Genomic DNA, 17,960 nt, shown 5'->3' with positions numbered 1-17,960 from the left:
TAAAACAAGATGATTGGCAAGGACCTACATTTTTAATTGCCGAAACATACATTTTCTACTTGCCAAATACAAAAATGCAACCACCTGTTTAAGTGTAATCGTCTTTGGGTTTAATTTCTTCTTGTTCTGTGTAAGTATGGAATCACACAGTAGATGAATGTTTTTTGTGCAATATAAAAAAGCCCCATCCAACTAAGGACTGAACTGAGCCCCATTTCATGGACAGGTAATAAAAAGACCCTTATTTCTTAGGCGGCGATAAGATGACTCCGGTATTGTGCCGGAGTCATCTTTTTTAGATCCCACTGTCTGCGTGTGCAATTTGAATTGCGAGCACTGACGTGGGCTGACCTGGATTTCGAGAACGACACTATCGAGATCATTAAGACGGAATACAAGCGCACCATACAGACGCCGAAGACGCCGTCATCCATTCGTAACATTCACATTCCACGACACGTTATGAGCCTGCTAGAGCGGTTTAAAGCGATACAGAAACCGAAGGCAAGTCATGCGGTATTCAGCCGGGACGTAGACAGGATTTCTCAAACGCATTTGACGAAGATTTTCAACCAGTACATTAAAAAAACGGCCGTGAAGAAAATACGGCTCCATGACGTACGCCATTCACACGCCTGCTATTTGATCAATAAAGGAATGATCATTTCGACTTGGTCACAGTAATGTTTCCGAAACGCTCAACACGTATCGCATCTATTCCCGTCCACAGAAAAAGAAGCCGCCCTCTCGATGGAGGACGACTTCAAGACAGCGGAGATTGTGCAGTTGCAGGCACGATAGTTACCACACCGTTACCACACCACGCACAAACCGCGTCATGTCAACATCTTACGGAGACGAGAGGATTTGAACCCCCGCGGCGCTTGCACGCCCTAGCTGATTTCGAGTCAGCCCCCTTCAGCCTCTTGGGTACGTCTCCATTGGAACGAAAAAAAGTATACCACAATTGAAAAGCAGGCGTAAAGTAAAAAAACCGCCCGCCCCGCAATTTTTTCGCGGAACGGACGGCAGACAGGCTTACACTTTGGCAATTCTGAAGTTGCTCACCATCGCATACGAGAGGAACAGCATCGCCATGACGAGATACGGCGCTCCGACATACGGAATTGCGAAGTACAGGACAGTCAGGATAACGCCTGCCGCAGTGATCGGTACGCCGCGGAACGATCCATCGAATTCTTCCACATTGTAACGGGCGAGCCGGACAGCGCCTGACGCGATATAGATGATCGTCGCCGCGATGCCGACCCACAGCATTTCCGACAGTGCCGAATGGTAGATGAGCAAAGCAGGTGCGATCCCGAACGAAATGATATCACTGAGCGAGTCGAGTTCTTTGCCGAATGATGATTCCGTATGGAAATGACGCGCGGTCATGCCGTCGAATCTGTCGAACAGCGCCGCCAGGAAGATGAACACAAGACTCATATGTGACAGGTCTTTCGAGATGAGAATGATGGCGATCGCCCCGAAACTCAAGTTGATGAGAGTGATAGCATTCGCCAATTGGGCCTTCACTTTAGTATAATAAAAATATCGGAATGAAAACATATTATGCCTCCTTGGATTCTATACTAGCTAAAGATGGTGAATCACATGAAAAAACAACTGTTGAAACGATTTGTCGAATTGACGGGCAACCGGTATGCATCCGCCCTTCTCCGCAAGGTCTCTTCCTCACGACTGAGCAGGACCCTGATCCCTGTCTATTCGAAAACCTATAAGATCGATGAATCGGAAATCGAACACCCACAGGCGTCTTACGGCAGCCTGCAGGCATACTTCACACGCCGTCTGCACGTGGATGCGCGCCCGTTCGATGCTGCACCGGATATTCTCGTATCACCCGCTGACGGATGTGCCAGCTCTTTCGGCCGGGTCAAAGATGGGCATGAATTTACAATAAAAGGCCACACATACAGTATAAATCAAATATTCATGGATGAAAAGAGGGCAGCTGCATATAAAGACGGTTTCTATTTCGTTTTTTACCTGTCGCCTGCGGACTATCACCACTTCCACTATCCGGCAGATGGCACGGTGACGTCCCGGTATGCACTCGGAACAGCTTCCTATCCGGTGAACAATCTCGGGCTGACGCACGGGGACCGGCCATTCGAGACGAATTACCGTCTCATTACAGAGATTTCCTCACAATATGACAAACTGGCACTTGTCAAAGTCGGTGCACTTAATGTAAACTCCGTACAGCTCTATTCATCTGACAAAAATGCGAGAAAAGGAGAGGACTTTGGTTACTTCTCTTTCGGCTCGACGATTTTACTGTTCGTTGCAGGAGATACACCGTTCACCCCTTCCCTTGCTTCAGCAGGCGCCATACGGACAGGCGAAACGATCGGCAGATGGCACGTGCACGCGGATTCATCAAAGAACTGACAAAAGAGGGATATCATGAGTATGCTCCAAGATTATATTACCCATTATGGGTATTTCGCTGTTTTCCTGTTCCTGTCTCTTGGTATTTTCGGTCTGCCGATGCCGGACGAATTGGTGATCATCTTCACCGGCTACCTCTCTTCCCACGGTTTCCTGAGCCTCGCGAGCGCCCTTCTGATTGCGATATTCGGTGTGTTCATCGGCACCCTGGTCACCTACACGATCGGCAAGAAGATCGGCCGGCCGCTCGTCGAACGGTTCGGCAAGTGGGTCGGACTGTCCGAGAAACGGGTGGATCGCGTGGAGCGCTGGTTCGGCCGGTACGGTCCGTGGACGGTGACGCTCGGATTCTTCGTCCCCGGCATGCGCCACTTCGTCTGCTGCTTTTCCGGAATGAGCGGCATGGCCGTCAAGCGGTATATGCTCTATTCCTCACTCGGGACGACGGTCTCCGGTATACTATGCGTCACACTCGGCTATCTGTTCGGCTGGCCGTTCCATTGACACATAATATGATAACAATTGAAAAGCTGCCTGCCCGGTCTGAGCATCAGACCGTGGCAGGCAGCTTTTTCAATACACGGAGCAGGTCGAACGCATCTTCGGGCGGCACCGGCCGGCTGAAGTAGTAGCCCTGGATACGGTCGGCACCGAGTTCCTTCAGAATTCCGAGCTGTTCGGCGGTTTCCACACCTTCAATGACCGTCACCTGACGCAGACCGGCCGCGATGGAAATGATCCCCTTCACGACGGAAGCCGCCTGGGACTCCCTTGACGTCATATCATCCAGGAACGACTTATCCACTTTCAAGTACTGGAACGGCAGCAGCCGCAGGATCGACAGCGATGAATAGCCGGTTCCGAAGTCGTCGAGGGCGGTGCTGATGCCGAGTTCGTTCAGCGCCGTCACCGTTGCAAGCGCTTTTTCACTGTCTTCGACGACGACGGATTCCGTGATCTCGAATACGAGACTTTCCGGCGAAGCACCAGTTTCCGACAGGATGTTCTTTACACGGCACAGGAACGTATCGTCGAGCAGCTGCTTGACGGACACATTGACCGTCACGTACAGTTCAGGGAATCCTTGCGCCCGCCAGCCCTTCACTTGAAGGGCTGCCTGCTCGATGATCCAGTCGCCCGCCTGTAGGATCATGCCGCTCTCTTCCAGCAGGGGAATGAACTGGTCCGGCCGCACCATCCCGAATTTAGCGGACTGCCACCGGAGCAGCGTCTCAAAACTGACGATACGGTCTTCCTGCACACTGTAGATCGGCTGGTAGACGAGACGGAATTCATCGAGCGCAAGCGCCTCCGCCAGTTCTTTCGAGAAAAGTTTGCGGTCGTTGTTCAATTCAGCAAGTGCCTCCGTGAAATAAGCATATGGATAGTCCGTCTGCTGCCGCGCTTCCTGGCATGCGAACACTGCCTCACTGACAAAGTGTACAGCAGCCCCCTCCTCTTTCCGGTAATGACGGATCCCCGCATAGGCATCAAGGCGGATCGGTTCCATGCCGTCCAGCACAATCGGCTGTTTCAACAGGCCGATCAGTTCCCCGGCTGCCGCCTCCGCTTCCTGCCGGCTCCGGCTGCCGATCAGGACGACAGCGAACTCCCCGCCGCCAATCCGGTATACATTATCTTTGCCGGTCATATGCGCCTTAAGCCGTTTCCCCACCTCGGCCAGGACATCATTGCCCGTTTCGTACCCTGCCCAGTTATTCACTTTCCGGAATTCGCGCAAGTTGAGAAGAATCGTCGTGTAATCCTGTTTACGGCTGCGCTGCAGTGCGAGCCCATCCTCATCGATCTGCATAGCATTGCCCAGACCGGTCAATTCGTCGATGCGCGTTTCGCGCAGCTGCCGTCTGACGAGTCGTTCATAATATCCATACAGACAAGCGAGCAGCAGAAAGATTGCGAGTCCGACCAGGATCATATTTGAGCGTTTCGCTTCGAGTGAATCCATTGCCGGGTTTCCGGACGAATCCACAGCGGCCGTCCAATCGTTCCACGCCCTTTTATACATAATATAGCGTGCCCGCTTGCGGTTTTCCGTTATGATACCGTTTGGAGCGGACTCCTCTCCCCGGGTGATCAGGTTCTGCTTGCTCAGCAGCTCGTCTTTCGCCAGGCTGTCATCCGATGTATAGATGATCTCGTCGTCCTTCAGCAGAAAGACCGTGCCGTCGAGGGACGTTTCGCTGATCAGCTCATGGATGATGTCCGACAGGCTGATAGCGCCTGACAGCACGCCGATGACATTGCCGTTTTGCCAAACAGGCACGGAGATGGCCGTGACACGCACATCCGGTTTTTCACGCAGGGTGAATAGATCGGTCATCGTCATCTGCCCGGACATCGCACGCTCGAACGCATCCTCTTCCTGTATGTCGTACCACGAGCCGTTCGCAGCCATGATTTCCCCGTCCGGGTAGATGAACCCTAAACCGGCTAGGAACGGCATCTTATCGTCCTGTTCTTTCAGGAAATGCTGCAGTTTTTCACGATCATCCGCAAACGTTTCTATGTATTTCGCCATCAGCTCGAGTTCGCCGAGCCGTTCATCTGCGAACCGGTTCGTTTCTTTCGTAATATCGTCCAGGAGCTCGCCTGTTTCCTTGTAGACGGCATCCGCCGTTTCCTGGTGGTCGTTTTTGTAGGCGGCTTGCAGGAAGAAGACGCTTCCTGCAAAAACCGCTGCCAGCACTGCGAGGGCGAGCAGTTTTCTAGACATTTTCATGGCGGTATCCTCCCTGATAACCTGACTTTCGGCACCTATCCTCGTCCTTTATACCTTCCCTTCTCTTCTATCGGCCTATTTCCGCAGTTTGATAGAGTCCGGGCAAAAAAAGACTGCAGGCGGACCGGTCGCTTTCCGGCAGCCTGCAGTCTTTCGGTTCCGTTGTATCGTCACACGCCGAAGTCCATACCCCTGTCCAGATCGACGAGACGGCGGTACCTGCCGGACTGTTCCAGCAGTTCATTGTGCGCCCCCAGCTGGACGATCCGGCCCTCCTCCAGGAAGATGATCCGGTCCATCAGTTCCATTCCCATAAGGTGGTGCGTGATCCAGATGACGGTCTTGCCTGACAGGCTGTCCATCATCGTACGGATGAGGTCCCGCTCTGTCTGCGGATCGAGTCCGACTGCCGGCTCGTCGACAATGACGACCGGCGCGTCATCGAGCAGGATCCGGGCGAGCGCAATCCGCTGCCGTTCCCCTCCGGAAAATCGCCGGCCGGCTTCTTCGGTCTGCGTCTGCAGACCTTCCGGCAGACTGCGGATGTACTCTTCAAGGCCGACCTGCCTGATGACCGCCTCGAGTTCCGAGCGTGTGGCATCCGGTTTGCCGAGCCGCAAGTTGTTTTCGATCGAAGTGCCGAACAAATACGGTTTCTGGTTCAGCACACTGACCATCTGATGGATGCCATCGCCGTATGCGGCTGGGCGGTGCCCCGCGAGAGCGATCGTTCCGCTGTCCGGTTCCAGGGCACCGAGGATGAGGTTCAGCAGCGTCGATTTGCCCGCGCCGCTCTTACCGAGAAGTGCCACCCGCTCCCCCTGCCCGATTGAAAGCGACAGATCATCGAGTGCTTTCCGCGCACCCGGCACGTACGCATAGGATGCCTGCTCGATCCGGATATCAACTGAATCAGGTAAGTCCGCAACCGCCTCTTCATCAGTATGGTGTAGTGTGCCATGTGACTCGGCAGCGCGCAGCCGGGCGAACGATTCTTCGTACGCCGGAATCCGCTCGACTGCACCTGAAATCGGGATAAGCGCTTCGATGACAGGCATCGTCACGAGCGTCAACGCGGCAATATAGACCGGAGCGATCAGGCCGTCCGCTGCCTGCAGTCCGGCCCAAATGCCGACTGTGATTGTCAGTGCGCCGGACAAGAGCTGCAGCGTCAGTGTACGTGTCCTGTCGTACTTGGCCAAGTCGGAATCAGTCGCGTAACCCGCATCCCGCTCGGATTTGAATTTGGCGAGGAAATCGGCGGACCGGCTGCTGATGAGCCAGTCGCGGATGCCGTACACCGCGTCGCCGAGCGTATGGTACAGCTTTGTGTGCTGCCGTTTCGACTGCTGATGGTGCTTCTTTTTCATGATCAGTGAAAACGATGGGTAGACGAATACGAAGACGCTGAGGCAGAGACCGATGAACAGTCCGAATTTCCAATCGAACACCGACAGGGAAATCGTCGCCGCCAGGAACAGGAGAAGGCCGCTGATCGTCGGGAAGATTGTGCGGATATAGACGTCCTGCAGCTGTTCAATATCATCGGCAAGCGTCCCGAGCAGGTCTCCCCGCTTGAAACGCGAACGGATGAACAGCGCTTGCGGTTCAAGTGCCCGGTACAGCCGGACCCTCATTTCGGAGAGCACCTTCAATACGGCATTATGGCCCGTCAGCCGCTCTGCATAGCTGAACGCGGCGCGCGACAGACCGAACGCACGGACGAGGACGATCGGTACATAGACGAGCAGGATCGTCTCCGGCCTCTCCGAAGCCCGGGAGATCAAATACCCGGAAACGAAGATGAGCAGTGCGGCCGACAGCAGGGACAGAAACGCGAGCAGTACGGCCGAGGACATGAGTTTTCGGTATTTCTTTACGTACGGCATGACAAATCGTCTGATGTCGTTCATCGTTCCATCCCTTCCCGCTGCGCAGAGACGAGCCGGCGGTAGACGCCGTCCTTGGCTGTCAGCTGTTCTTGTGTCCCCTGTTCTGCGATGCGTCCGTTTTCCATGACGAGGATCCAGTCCATTTCGTTCATCCAATGCAGTCGGTGTGTTGCGAAAAAGACGAGCCGGCCCTCGAGCAGCGGCAGCAGCAGCTGTTTGACCTCGTATTCCGTCTCGATGTCGAGATGGGCGGTCGGTTCGTCCAGCAGCAGGACGTCCGTCGTCTCGAGCATGGCGCGCGCTATCGCGACCCGCTGCTCTTCGCCGCCGGATAATGCCCGGCCGCCCTGGCCGATCGGTTCGTCGAAACCACGAGGAAGTTCCGCAGCGAGTTCTTCCAGGCCGGCAGCCCGGGCGGCCGCTCCCACGGCTTCATCACTCGCTTCCGGATGGTAGAACCGGATATTGTCGGCAAGCGTTTCCGAGAAGATCGCCGGATGCTGCGGAATATAGGTCACCTGGTTCCGCCACGATGGATGCGCAACTGTCGTGCGGGTTTCCCCGCCGATCTTGAAGCCCCCTCTGTCAGGGGACGTGAAGCCGGCGAGCAGGTCGATGAGCGTCGACTTGCCGGCACCGGACGCTCCGACGATTCCGATCTTCTTCGCACCGGAGACCGCAAAGCGGATATCATGCACGATTTCCGATCCGTGATCGCCCTGCTTGCCGATCCCTTCAGCCGAGAACTGCCAGTTTGGCGAGAGGCCGGGCACCGGAGCTGCGTCCTTACGTGTATTCTGTTCTGTTTCCTCCAGCAGCCTGCGGATTTCCGCCGCTGCATCCTTGCCGTCCATCGTTGCGTGGAAGTCGCTTCCGAGATCCCGCACCGGCATGAAGTACTCCGGAGCGAGTATGAGGATGAACAGCGCCGCTTCCAGACCGATGCCGCCGTTGATGAGGCGGAGGCCGAGTTCGACCGCGACGAGCGCGACAGACAGGCTTGAGAAGAAATCGAGCGCAAATGATGACAGGAATGCATAGCGGAGCGACCGGTTCGTCGCGATGCGGTATTTCTCACTCACTTCGGCGATCGCCTTTTCATGTGATTTACTGCGGCCGAGGAATTTCAGCGTCTCGATGCCCTGGATGGAGTCGGCGAAGTGCCTCGACAGCTGCCGGTACGTCCCCATCTGGTCATCGACTTTCTTCTGTGTCAGCATACCGATCAGCACCATGAATACGATGAGGATCGGCATGACGAGTGCAAGCGTCACGCCCGACATGATATCTTTCGAGAAGATGTAGAGCAGGATGACAATCGGCGTAATCCCCATCGTCACCGTACGCGGAACGAACAGCTCGGCATACTTGCGGAATTTCGGGATCCCTTCCAGGGTAAGCGTCAGCAGGGACCCGGAACCTTGCCTGGCGACCATCCCGGTCCCGTCTTCGAGGAGTGCTCCGACGAGCCGGTCCTGGCAGTCGCGTGCGGCGGAATCCGCGAATCGGTACGCGATCCGTTCTTTCACCCATTGGAGGAAGTGGCGGACCGCATGTGCAGCGAGAAACACGGCGAACGATATAGCGGTCCCCTTCCATCCTAGCCCCTGGAACATCCGGGTGATGGCCGAAGACAGCGAAAGTGCCTGCAGGATGATCGCCGCCGCCTGGACGACGGTCAGCACCCCGATGAGCACGAACGTTTTCTTACTGCCGCTATACCGCAGAAGATCCCGGTCCATCAGTACTCCAGATGGTCCGCGTCTTCAGTGAGCCGCTTGCGGAAGATGTAATAGCTCCAGATCGTATACGCAATGACGATTGGCACCATCGTCAGCGCCACGAACGTCATAAGTTTAAGGGAATACTGGCCGGACGCCGCTTCCCGGATCGTCATATTGAAGGCGGAATCGATCGTACTGATCATGACATTCGGGAACAATCCGATGAAGAACGAAGCCATGATGGCAATCAGCGTGATGCCTGTAATCGTGAAACTGAACGCTTCGCGGCCTTTTGCAATGAACCCATGAAGCAGTGCATACAGCACAAGTACGACAGCAAACAGCGGAATGAGGACTGCGCCGCGGTCTGCGAACGCATTTGTGTACACTGCCGTCAAACCGGTGAACAGGAGCACACTTGCACCGGCTGCCCAATAGATCTTCAACGCCGCCTCTTTCGCGCGTTTCCGCATGGATCCTTCCGTTTTCAATGTAACGAACAGCAGACCGTGCAAGTACGACAGCAGGACAAACGTAATACCGCCGACGACAGTGTAGACGTTAACAAAATCGAGGAAACCGGCGTACAGGTTCATGTCCCCATCGACCGGCATCCCTTTCAGCATGCTCGTGAACAGCACACCGAGGAGGAATGGCGGGAGAGTGCTCCCTGCAAAGATGGCCCAGTCCCAAACGTTCACCCATTTCGGCGAATCGACTTTCTCCCTGAATTCGAACGCTACGCCCCGGGCGATGAGTGCCATGAGCAGGACGACGAACGGCAGGTAATAACCGCTGAACACCGTCGCATACCAATGAGGGAACGCTGCGAACATCGCACCGCCCGCCGTGATGAGCCACACTTCGTTCGCATCCCAAACAGGTCCGATCGTATGGATGAGAATCCGTTTGTCCCTCTCATCTTTAGCGAGGAACTTCAGGCTCATCCCGACACCGAAGTCGAAGCCTTCCAGGAAGATGAACCCGATGAACAAAACAGCGATCAACACAAACCACAAGTCACTTAGTGCCATCTGCCACGCCTCCTACATTAAATGGGTCCGTTATCGAAACATCTTGTTTCTTGCGTTCTTCCGGTCCGCGCTGGATCACTTTCACGAACAGCACAACCATGATGATGCCAAGGATCGTGTAGATCGTTGAAAACGAAATGAGGGAGAACAGGATGCTGCCCGCCGACACGTTCGGTGATATGGCATCCGCCGTCTTCATGAGCCCGTTGACGACCCATGGCTGGCGTCCCATCTCGGACATGATCCAGCCGAACGAGTTGCCGATGAACGGCAGGAAGATGACCGGGATCATCAGTTTCAAATACAGCGTCGAGGAAGCGATCTTCTTTCGGAACAGCAGCAGCAGTCCGAGCAGGCTCGCACCAACTAGCGCTCCGCCTGTTCCCGCCATGATACGGAAACTCCAGAACGTCGTTTTGACAGGGGGGATATAATCTCCCTCGCCGTATTTCTCGATCATCTGCTTGTTCAGTGTGTCCATGCCCAATACTTTGCCTGAGAATTCATTGTAGGACAGATAACTGAGCAAATACGGAATTTCGATCCGACCTGTCGTAATGCGGTCCTTCGAATCGATTTTCGCAATGACCGTCCAGGCAGCCGGATCCCCGCTGTCTTCCCAGAGACCTTCCGCAGCCGCCATCTTCATCGGCTGTGCATGCATGAGGTACTGCGCTTGCGAGTGGCCGGTGAAGGCAAGACCCATGCCGCCGACAAGTCCGACGAGCAGGCCGATCGTCATCGATTTCCTGAAGAAGTCGACTTGGCGTTCCTTCAATAGATAGAACGCACTGACGCCGATGACGAAGAAGGCGCCTGTCGCGATACTGCCGAAGATCGTATGCGGGAATGCGACCCACAGTTTTTCGTTCGTCAGCAGGGCGATGATATCATTCATCTCCGCACGGCCGTTCTGCAATACATAGCCGACCGGATTCTGCATGAATGAGTTCGCAGCCAGAATCCAGAACGCCGACAGCACGGTTCCGATGGATACGAGCCAAATTGAAGCCAAGTGCAGTTTCTTCGATAGTTTGTCGGCCCCGAAGATCCAGATCCCGATGAATGTGGACTCCAGGAAGAACGCAAGGAGCGCTTCCACAGCAAGCGGCGCTCCGAAAATGTCGCCGACGAATCGGGAATACGCGGACCAGTTCATGCCGAATTGGAATTCCTGGAAGATCCCTGTGACGACCCCGATTGCAAAGTTGATGAGGAAAAAAACGCTCCAAAACTTGGTCATCTTCATATAGATCTCTTTTTTCTTCACTACGTAAAGTGTTTGCATGATCGCGATGATCAGCGCCAGCCCGATCGACAACGGAACGAATATGAAGTGAAACAACGTCGTCGAAGCGAACTGGATCCTGGACAGCAAAACCTCTTCCATCTCTACCTCTCCCCCTCAATCTTGATCTGCCTCTATTATAAATTAGAAGTTAAATTACTTTGTGAGCAATCCGCGGACGATCTGTTACAAAGCTCAAAACTTCAGGCTGTTTTCGAGGGGGTTTGTTGGAATGTTGTCACAAGCCGCTGTGTAAGCGATTTCGCGGCTATCAGTTTAGAAAAACTCTTATCACGGAATCTCTTAACGATAATTCGTACTTAACAATAATGATTATAAACAAATTGCTGGCTATCTAGCAAACTGTCTGCTATATTGAGTCCATAGCGTCACAAATGATCAAACAGGAGGAATTGAGATGAATAGAAATGAGAATGATAACAACCGGAAGCTGACGACGGCTGCCGGAGCACCTGTAGTTGATAATCAGAACTCGATGTCAGCAGGACCGCGGGGACCGCTCCTCTTACAAGATGTATGGCTCATCGAGAAACTCGCTCACTTCGACCGCGAAGTGATTCCGGAACGGCGCATGCACGCAAAAGGGTCTGCTGCATACGGCACCTTCACCGTAACGAATGATATTACGAAGTATACAAAAGCGAAACTGTTCTCGGAGATCGGCAAGCAGACAGAGATGTTCGCTCGGTTCTCGACAGTGGCCGGCGAACGGGGGGCTGCGGACGCAGAGCGCGACATCCGCGGGTTCGCACTGAAGTTCTATACCGAGGAAGGCAACTGGGACCTCGTCGGCAATAATACGCCTGTCTTCTTCTTCCGTGACCCGCTCCAGTTCCCGGACTTGAATCACGCGGTGAAACGCGATCCGCGGACGAACTTGAGGAGTCCGAGGAACAACTGGGATTTCTGGACGTCCCTGCCGGAAGCCCTTCACCAGATCACAATCGTCATGAGTGACCGCGGCATCCCGCGCACGTACCGCCATATGCATGGATTCGGCAGCCATACGTACAGTATGATCAACGCCGATAATGAGCGGTATTACGTGAAATTCCACTTCCGTTCCCAGCAGGGCATCGAGAACCTGACGGATGAGGAAGCGGCAGCGACGATTGCAACGGACCGTGAAAGCCACCAGCGCGATCTGCTGGAGAGCATCGATAACGGGGACTTCCCGAAATGGAAGATGTACATCCAGGTCATGACCGAGGAAGAAGCGGCGAACATGCCGTACAACCCGTTCGATCTGACGAAGGTCTGGTACAAAGGCGACTTCCCCCTTATCGAAGTCGGTGAGTTCGAACTGAACCGCAATCCGGAAAACTACTTTGCGGAAGTCGAACAGGCTGCGTTCACGCCTGCAGCGATCGTACCGGGCATCAGCTTCTCCCCGGACAAAATGCTCCAGGCGCGCCTGTTCTCTTACGGCGACGCCCAGCGCTACCGTCTAGGCGTCAATCACCATCAGATTCCGGTGAACGCGCCGAAATGTCCGTTCCACAGCTTCCACCGCGATGGTCAGATGCGCGTGGACGGCAACCACGGAAGCCGGACGTCGTATGAACCGAACAGCTTCGGCGAGTGGCAGGAACAGCCGGACTTCCGTGAACCGCCATTGAAACTGCACGGCGCAGCGGACCACTGGAACTTCCGGGAAGACGACGACGACTACTTCACACAGCCCGGAAAACTGTTCAACCTGATGGATGACGGGGAGAAGGAGCGTCTGTTCCGCAACACTGCGGACAATATGGGCGACGCGCCGAAAGAGATCAAACTCCGTCACGTAAAACACTGCTACCTGGCGGATCCGGCATACGGCGAAGGGGTCGCAGCCGCGCTCGGTATTCCGATGAGCGATGTCCTTGTCGACTGATACGCAGAACGATACAAATAGGTGAAAAACGAAAAAGCAGCCCTGCGAGACCTCGATCGGTCTTGCGGGACTGCTTTTTGTATTCACTTCATCTCCGATACGGTGACGAATGTATACCCTTCGCCTTTCAGATAGGCCATGACACTGTCAAGACCGTCCGCAGTGGACTGATGGATGTCATGCATGAGGATCGTACTGCCATCGTGCGTCGACTTCTTCACTTCTTCCAGCAGCTTGCCGGCATCACGGTATTTCCAGTCCAGCGTGTCGACCGTCCACAGTTTGATGGGCGGTATTGTCTGCTTGCTCAGCTGTTCGGTATACGCCCCGTATGGCGGCCGAAACACAGTCGGCTTCTCACCGGTCACTTTCAGGATGATATCCCTCGTCCGGTTGATCTCCTCCAGCGCTTTCGGCAGCGGCATCTTGCTCAGATCGGGATGGTTCCATGAATGGTTGCCGATCTCATGTCCTGCCGCTTTCACAGCTTTCGCCATGTCCGGATAGTACTCCACCCGGCTGCCAAGCATGAAGAATGTCGCCTTCGCATCGTACTTTTTCAGGATTTCCAGGATCTGGGCAGTCGATTTCGGATCGGGTCCGTCATCGAATGTGAGTGCCACCCGTTTGACCTGAGGCTGTCCGGGCTGCTCACCCGCTCCGTTTCCGGGTTCCGTACCGTCTTCACCGCCTGCCGTTTCCCCCGCTTCGGGCTGTTCTTTCCCGTCACTCGGAGACTTGCTTCCCATGGTTCCGTCCGTCTTATCCGCCGACGCGGTAGCGACCTGGAATTCCGGTTTCAGCAGGTCGTTCATGTCTTCGATCGGGATCTTTGCAGCCTGGGTGCCTGCCGATTCGTCTTTCAGCGATCCGCTCTCAAAATAGAAGATGATCTCCTTATCCGTCAGCGCAAAGTTTTTGTAGTTCCGCCATTCGGGCTCTGTCCGGATCTGTGCCTTATCGGCGATGAGGCCTTCCTGCAGCTTCTCCGTGGATGAGAGTGTCTTTCTCACGCGGTTCGTCACTTCCCGGACTACCGGGCTTTCATTCTTGAAGACGGTCTCAATCTCCATGACGGTCCCTGTTTTCGGATTCAGATGGAACGTCTCGATTTCGGCGGGTTTTTTCGTCCCCCGCAGCGTCTCGTTGTTCTTCAGAACGAACGAATAGTTCCCTTTCCGGTCCATATGGGTGTCAAAGGAGATGTTCAATTCGCTCCGTTTCTTGTTATCGGTTTTCGTAAGCTCGCCCATGGCTTTCAAATACGAATTTTTCGCTTCCGTGATGAATGACTTCACCTGTTCGTTGAATTCCGGGCTGTCACTCTGGGGGTATTGGATGGCGAATTTCGCCAGCGGATCATTGGACGTTTCTGTGATGATCCGGATGCCTTCGAAATTCGAGTCGGCCTTGTCGACTTTGACTTTGTCCGATATCGCACCCGGACTTTTAGCCGACTTCACGTTCTGCCCGTTCTTCGTGTCTGCAAAGATGATCAGCAGTGCTGTCATCGCCAAAAAAATGATAATCGTCGTCAACAATACATCGATCAACTTGAACCTTCCGCCGCCAACCCTTTTTTTCATTGCTCGAATGACTCCTTCTCCTGCTTACTTTCCGTGAAAATGCGCATCTCTCCAGCTGGATATGTATACCTTAAATACTAGTACAATTATTACTAGAATACAATTGTTTTCCTGTCGATATTTCTTCACTTTTTCCGATAGGTGTTTTGTGATATACTGTTGGGGACCCGGATCTTGCATATGCGGGCAGCTTTTTCGTGGAAAAAAACTGTAAATAGCACCGGGCCGACTGTTTTACCCTATTGCAAAGTGAAAAAACAGAAGGTGGTTGACACAAATGGAAAACAAAAATTACCGAGTACTCCTTTTCTACAAGTACGTCACGATCGAAGACCCTGAAACACTGGCTGCAGAACATCTGCAGTTCTGTAAGGAACTCGGGCTGAAAGGCCGGATCCTAATCGGCGGAGAAGGCATCAACGGAACATGCTCCGGAACGATCGAGCAGACGGATGCCTATATGGAACATATGCACCAGGACGAGCGGTTTGCGGATCTCTGGTTCAAAATCGACGAAGCGGACGGCCACGCGTTCAAGAAGATGCACGTGCGTCCCCGCAAAGAGATCGTCAATCTGAGCTTGAGTGACGACGTCGATCCCCTCGAATTGACAGGCACATATTTGAGCCCTGAACAGTTTTTCGAGCAGATGCAGGAAGAAGATACAGTTGTCATCGATGCCCGGAACGATTACGAGTATGATCTCGGACACTTCCGCGGCGCAATCCGTCCGGATATCGAGAATTTCCGGGATCTCCCTGAATGGGTGCGTGACAACAAGGAACAGCTGGAAGGCAAGAAAGTGCTGGCGTACTGCACCGGCGGCATCCGCTGTGAGAAATTCACAGGCTGGCTCAAGCGTGAAGGATTTGAAGATGTCGGTCAGCTTCACGGCGGAATCGTCACATACGGAAAAGATCCTGTTGCAAAAGGTCAGCTGTGGGACGGACAGTGCTATGTGTTCGATGAGCGCATTGCAGTTCCGGTCAACCAAGTGGAACATGTCGTCGTCGGCCGTGATCATTTCGACGGCACGCCTTGCGAACGGTATGTGAACTGTGCAAATCCGGAGTGCAACGCAAAGATCCTCGCTTCCGAAGAGAACGAATATCTTTACATGCGCAGCTGTTCGGATGAATGCCGGACCCACCCCCGCAACCGCTACGCCGCTGAGCAAAACCTGACAAGAGAGGAATTCGAAGAACGTCTGGCGAAGCTGGATGCTCATCGTTCTGCAGCACACGCGTAATTCAAATGGTTTCTGGCGCATAGACGGCTCCAACCGGCTATGCGCTTTTCCATGCCTGTTGCGCGGGGCTGTCCTTATGGGTCTCGGGAACATTTCAGAGACTTGCAGCGTCGACTGTTTAGTATGCTATTGGAGGCATTTTGAATGGAATGGAAAAATATTTATAAAGGTTTTTTGATGGGGATCAGTGATCTGATACCCGGAGTGAGCGGAGGGACGATCGCGTTCATGCTCGGCATCTATGACCGCCTTCTCACATCGATCAGCGGGTTCTTCAGCAGGGAGTGGCGTAAACATATCGGCTTCCTGCTGCCCCTCGGTGCCGGGATGGCTGCAGCACTGCTGCTGTTCAGCCGGGTCATCAGCTACTTGCTGAAACATTATCATGCCCCGACACAATTCTTCTTCATGGGTCTGATCATCGGCATTCTGCCGTTCATGTTCCGCCAGGCGGACGTGAAGTCGTCATTCAAGTTGCAGCATGTCGCCGTACTGCTCATCGTCGGTGCACTGCTGGCGTCTACCGGCTTCATCTCCCCTGCGGATCGTGATGTCATCACGTCTCTGACGCCGTCGCGGACCATACTACTGTTTCTGGCGGGCTGGGCAGCGAGCACGGCGATGCTGCTGCCTGGCATCAGCGGGTCGTTCGTCCTGCTGCTTCTCGGGTTCTACTCGACTGCGATTGGCGCTCTGTCCAATTTCAATATACCAGTGATGGCCGTGATCGGACTCGGCGTGATCACCGGGTTCGTGATCAGCAGCAAAGTGATCCACCTTCTGCTCAGCCGCTATGCGACGCTGACGTTCGCCGTCATCATCGGCCTGATCATCGGTTCGATTTTCGTCATCTATCCCGGTGTGCCGGAGAGCGGCACGCCATTCGTCATGAGTGGAGTTGCACTCGTCATGGGCCTGCTCGTCTCGAACCTGTTCAGCCCTCAGGAAGAAACCGAAAAACAGTAAAAAGCTGCCGCCCGGCCAATTTGGTCGGGCAGCAGCTTTTTTTGTTTATGCGCGGGATACCGCTTATGAAAAGACGCTCGTGCTGTGCAGCGGCTGTACGCGTGCTTTCGGATCAAGATAAGCTTTTGCATTGTTGACGGCAATCGGCGCTTCGCCGAGGCCGACTGCAATGAGCTTCACTTTGCCGTCATAGTTCGTAACATCCCCGGCTGCATAGATCCCTTCGATGTTCGTCTCCATGCGGGTATTGACGACGATCGAGTTCTTATCCATCTCAAGACCCCATTCCTTGATCGGGCCGAGCGAGGAGATATTGCCGTAGTTGACGACGACATGATCCATCGGCAGAACTTCTTCCGTACCGTCTTTGTGGACGATCTGTACTTCGTGCAGCTTTCCGTCTTCCCCTTTGATGGACTTCACCGAGCGGGATGTCAGGACATTCACTTTCGACTCCATCAGCTGATTGACGCTTGTTTCGTGTGCTGTGAACCGCTCCCGGCGGTGGACAAGCGTGACGCTTTCAGCGATGTCTTCGAGCATGAGCGCCCAGTCGACAGCCGAGTCGCCGCCGCCGCAGACGAGTACGCGTTCATCTTTGAAAAGTGCCAAGTCTTTGATGCCGTAGTGGAGGGTGCTCTCTTCGAAGTGTGCTTCCTCTTCGATACCGATCTTGCGCGGCTGGAAGGCTCCGATTCCGGCAGTCAGCAGGATGGTGCGCGTCAAGTGTGTGCCTTTGTCCGTCTTCAGGACGAAATGGTCGCCCTCGCGTGTTGCGGACAGTGCCGCTTCGCCGAGAAGGATTTCCGGCTTCGAGTGATGCGCCTGTGTCACGAGATTTGCGACGAGGTCCTTCGCCAGGATTTTCGGGAATCCGCCGACATCATAGATGTACTTGTCCGGATACAGCTCGATCAGCTGCCCGCCCAACTGCGGCAGGCTGTCTATGATCTTCACCGACATTTCCCGCATGCCTGCGTAGAAAGAAGCGAACAGACCGGTCGGCCCCCCGCCTATTATTGTTATATCCACGATTTCCTGATCCATTGCAAACACTCCATTACTAAAAGATTTTGCAGAACGTCCGGACGTTGCCCGCAGGACATTGTCCAGGCATTCGGTTCTGACTTCATTATCCACTATTCCCTGCAGAATATCACGTGATT

14 protein-coding genes and 1 tRNA gene are annotated in these 17,960 nt (G+C 54.2%); 6 read left to right on the top strand and 9 right to left on the bottom strand.

Features of this window, described 5'->3' with window-relative positions; all coding sequences use genetic code 11:
• Positions 1-288 precede the first annotated feature (288 nt).
• Positions 289-684, top strand: coding sequence for a tyrosine-type recombinase/integrase (locus tag NFU03_RS15775; RefSeq protein ID WP_398290208.1), 396 nt, complete (start codon positions 289-291; stop codon positions 682-684).
• A 168-nt stretch (positions 685-852) separates the two neighbouring features.
• On the opposite strand, the gene NFU03_RS10645 is transcribed toward NFU03_RS15775, so the two are convergent.
• Both NFU03_RS10645 and pssA read right to left on the bottom strand, forming a co-directional pair.
• Positions 853-940: transfer RNA gene (locus NFU03_RS10645), tRNA-Ser, on the bottom strand.
• 98 nt (positions 941-1,038) lie between these two features.
• Positions 1,039-1,572, bottom strand: a complete 534-nt coding sequence (gene pssA, locus NFU03_RS10640) for a CDP-diacylglycerol--serine O-phosphatidyltransferase (protein ID WP_251638522.1) — start codon at positions 1,570-1,572, stop codon at positions 1,039-1,041.
• Positions 1,573-1,617: 45 nt separating this feature from the next.
• Between pssA and asd the strand changes: the two genes are divergently transcribed.
• Together asd and NFU03_RS10630 are read left to right on the top strand one after the other, a co-directional pair.
• Positions 1,618-2,418, top strand: a complete 801-nt coding sequence (gene asd, locus NFU03_RS10635; RefSeq protein WP_251638520.1) for an archaetidylserine decarboxylase — start codon at positions 1,618-1,620, stop codon at positions 2,416-2,418.
• Between the two features lie 15 nt (positions 2,419-2,433).
• Entirely contained in the window at positions 2,434-2,922 is a 489-nt protein-coding gene (locus NFU03_RS10630; RefSeq protein WP_251638518.1) for a DedA family protein, read from the top strand.
• 46 nt (positions 2,923-2,968) lie between these two features.
• Here the strand turns inward: NFU03_RS10630 and NFU03_RS10625 are convergent, their stop codons facing one another.
• From NFU03_RS10625 to NFU03_RS10605, 5 genes are all read right to left on the bottom strand, one after another.
• Complete coding sequence (locus NFU03_RS10625) at positions 2,969-5,158, bottom strand: bifunctional diguanylate cyclase/phosphodiesterase (RefSeq protein WP_251638516.1); 2,190 nt, start codon at positions 5,156-5,158, stop codon at positions 2,969-2,971.
• Between the two features lie 170 nt (positions 5,159-5,328).
• Positions 5,329-7,071: a thiol reductant ABC exporter subunit CydC gene (gene cydC, locus NFU03_RS10620; protein ID WP_251638514.1), complete on the bottom strand. Its 1,743-nt coding sequence runs from the start codon at positions 7,069-7,071 to the stop codon at positions 5,329-5,331.
• The gene (gene cydD, locus NFU03_RS10615; protein WP_251638512.1) at positions 7,068-8,792 is read right to left on the bottom strand and encodes a thiol reductant ABC exporter subunit CydD; all 1,725 of its coding nucleotides are present in this window, start codon (positions 8,790-8,792) and stop codon (positions 7,068-7,070) included. Before cydD ends, cydC begins: the two co-directional genes overlap by 4 nt.
• Positions 8,792-9,808, bottom strand: a complete 1,017-nt coding sequence (gene cydB, locus NFU03_RS10610) for a cytochrome d ubiquinol oxidase subunit II (RefSeq protein WP_251638510.1) — start codon at positions 9,806-9,808, stop codon at positions 8,792-8,794. The genes cydD and cydB overlap by 1 nt, the downstream gene beginning before the upstream one ends.
• A complete protein-coding gene (locus NFU03_RS10605) occupies positions 9,795-11,198 on the bottom strand; it encodes a cytochrome ubiquinol oxidase subunit I (protein ID WP_251638508.1) in 1,404 nt (467 codons plus the stop codon). Before NFU03_RS10605 ends, cydB begins: the two co-directional genes overlap by 14 nt.
• A gap of 316 nt (positions 11,199-11,514) precedes the next feature.
• Here NFU03_RS10605 and NFU03_RS10600 point away from each other — a divergent pair, with 316 nt between their 5' ends.
• On the top strand, positions 11,515-12,993 hold the full coding sequence (locus tag NFU03_RS10600) for a catalase (protein ID WP_251638506.1): 1,479 nt from the start codon (positions 11,515-11,517) through the stop codon (positions 12,991-12,993).
• Between the two features lie 83 nt (positions 12,994-13,076).
• Here NFU03_RS10600 and NFU03_RS10595 read toward each other — a convergent pair whose 3' ends face one another.
• Entirely contained in the window at positions 13,077-14,579 is a 1,503-nt protein-coding gene (locus tag NFU03_RS10595; protein WP_251638504.1) for a polysaccharide deacetylase family protein, read from the bottom strand.
• Positions 14,580-14,856: 277 nt separating this feature from the next.
• On the opposite strand from NFU03_RS10595, the gene trhO reads away from it, so the two are divergent.
• Positions 14,857-15,828 carry an oxygen-dependent tRNA uridine(34) hydroxylase TrhO gene (trhO, locus tag NFU03_RS10590; protein WP_251638503.1) on the top strand — a complete coding sequence of 324 codons (972 nt, stop codon included), beginning with the start codon at positions 14,857-14,859 and terminating at the stop codon, positions 15,826-15,828.
• 144 nt (positions 15,829-15,972) lie between these two features.
• A complete protein-coding gene (locus tag NFU03_RS10585) occupies positions 15,973-16,794 on the top strand; it encodes a DUF368 domain-containing protein (RefSeq protein WP_309296272.1) in 822 nt (273 codons plus the stop codon).
• 63 nt (positions 16,795-16,857) lie between these two features.
• On the opposite strand, the gene NFU03_RS10580 is transcribed toward NFU03_RS10585, so the two are convergent.
• Positions 16,858-17,841, bottom strand: a complete 984-nt coding sequence (locus tag NFU03_RS10580) for an NAD(P)/FAD-dependent oxidoreductase (protein WP_251638502.1) — start codon at positions 17,839-17,841, stop codon at positions 16,858-16,860.
• Positions 17,842-17,960 lie beyond the last annotated feature (119 nt).

Origin of the sequence: Sporosarcina sp. NCCP-2716 (genome assembly GCF_023707985.1) — a bacterium.
GTDB lineage: Bacteria > Bacillota > Bacilli > Bacillales_A > Planococcaceae > Sporosarcina.
This window is presented reverse-complemented; position numbering and strand designations above follow the sequence as displayed.